The sequence below is a fragment of the Streptomyces ipomoeae 91-03 genome, from assembly GCF_000317595.1.
Lineage (GTDB): Bacteria > Actinomycetota > Actinomycetes > Streptomycetales > Streptomycetaceae > Streptomyces > Streptomyces ipomoeae.
The window spans coordinates 1-1,985 of the sequence record NZ_AEJC01000202.1 but is presented as its reverse complement, the minus strand read 5'-3'; the positions used below and the strand labels follow the sequence as shown (position 1 = coordinate 1,985).

The window sequence follows — 1,985 nt, the reverse complement described above, 5'->3', positions numbered from 1 at the left end:
CGAGGATCCCGGGGCATGCCCTCGGGTACGGTGGGCCGTAGCGGGGCTCGACCGAAACTGAGGGATTCATGGGACTCACCATCGGCGTCGACATCGGCGGTACCAAGATCGCGGCCGGTGTGGTCGACGAGGAAGGCAACATCCTCTCGACCCACAAGGTGCCGACCCCGGGCACGCCCGAGGGGATCGTGGACGCCATCGCCGCCGCCGTCGAGGGCGCGCGAGTTGGACACAAGATCGTAGGCGTGGGCATCGGAGCCGCCGGCTACGTCGACCGTCAGCGTTCCACGGTCTACTTCGCCCCCAACATCGACTGGCGCAACGAGCCGCTGAAGGCGAAGGTCGAGGCCCGCGTGGGCCTGCCGGTCGTCGTGGAGAACGACGCCAACGCCGCCGCCTGGGGCGAGTACAAGTTCGGCGGCGGCAAGGGCCACCGCAACGTCATCTGCATCACCCTCGGCACCGGCCTCGGCGGCGGCATCATCATCGGCAACAAGCTGCGCCGCGGGCACTACGGCGTCGCCGCCGAGTTCGGCCACATCCGCATGGTCCCGGACGGCCTGCTGTGCGGCTGCGGCTCACAGGGCTGCTGGGAGCAGTACGCGTCGGGCCGCGCCCTCGTCCGGTACGCCAAGCAGCGCGCCAACGCCACCCCCGAGAACGCCGAGATCCTCCTCGGCCTCGGCGACGGCACCCCCGACGGCATCGAGGGCAAGCACATCTCCATGGCCGCCCGCCAGGGCGACCCCGTCGCCGTCGACTCCTACCGCGAACTGGCCCGCTGGGCCGGCGCGGGCCTCGCCGACCTCGCCTCCCTCTTCGACCCCTCCGCCTTCATCGTCGGCGGCGGCCTGTCCGACGAGGGCGAACTGGTACTGGACCCGATCCGCAAGTCCTACAAACGCTGGCTGGTGGGCGGCAACTGGCGCCCGGTCGCCGAGGTCGTCGCCGCCCAACTGGGCAACGAGGCGGGCCTGGTGGGCGCGGCGGACCTGGCGAGAGAGCCGGACCCGATCATGTAGGCGCAACTTTTCACCGCAGGGTGCCATCCGCGCCCCTGTCTTTCAGGGGCGCGGGGCTCCATCGATATGCGGCTCCGCCACGTGGGCGCGACAAGCCACGATGTACCGGCAGCCGCAAACGGACATATACACCCGAGCTCTTGGGCGTACATTGATCCACATGGCGCCCCTCCCCAAGTCCCGCACCAACCCGGACGGTTCGGCAACAATCCGCGTCCTCAGCTACAACATCCGCTCCATGCGGGACGACACCACCGCCCTCGCCCGCGTCATCTCCGCCTGCACCCCCGATCTGGTCCTCGTCCAAGAGGCCCCCCGCTTCTTCCGCTGGCGCAAGAAACTCGCGAGGCTGGCCGCGGCCTCCGGCCTGGTGACCCTCTCCGGCGGCGCCACGGCCTCCGGCCCGGCCCTTCTGTGCAGCCTCCGGGCCACCGTCGAGCACACCGAGGACGTCCTGCTGCCGCTCACCCCCGGCCTGCACCGACGCGGCTTCGCCACGGCAGTGGTCCGCTTCGGTGGCGCCCGCGTGGGCGTACTGTCCTGTCACCTCTCCCTGCAGAAGGACGAGCGGTACGAACAGGGCGGCATGCTCCTCGACCGCCTCGCCGCACTCGGCGTGGAACACGCGATCGCGGGCGGCGACCTCAACGAACGCCCCGACGGCCGCACCTTCGAACGCCTCGCCGCCGAACTCCAGGACTGCTGGGCCACCGCCCCCTGGGGCAGCGAGTACACCTCCACCCCCACCGACCCCCATCAGCGCATCGACGCCATCCTGGCCACCCCCGGCATCGAGGTCCTCGGCTGCGGGGTGCCCATCGGCCACCCCGGCATCACCGACGACGACCTGAGGGGCGAAGCGGCGGGCGGCGTGCTGCCACTCCCCCACCTGCACCAGGTGAGTGGTACGGCGTCCCGGGGCCACCCTGCTCATCGGCCACCGGCCGGCCTCGTAGGCGATCA

At 71.0% G+C, this 1,985-nt stretch carries 2 protein-coding genes; both read left to right on the top strand.

Annotated features, from left to right (window positions below; all coding sequences use genetic code 11):
* Positions 1-68 precede the first annotated feature (68 nt).
* Positions 69-1,022 (top strand): ROK family glucokinase, encoded by a 954-nt coding sequence (locus tag STRIP9103_RS13360; protein ID WP_009309935.1) that lies wholly within the window; start codon positions 69-71, stop codon positions 1,020-1,022.
* 160 nt (positions 1,023-1,182) lie between these two features.
* Positions 1,183-1,985: endonuclease/exonuclease/phosphatase family protein (locus STRIP9103_RS13355; RefSeq protein ID WP_158696874.1), on the top strand; the 803-nt coding region annotated here is incomplete at its 3' end.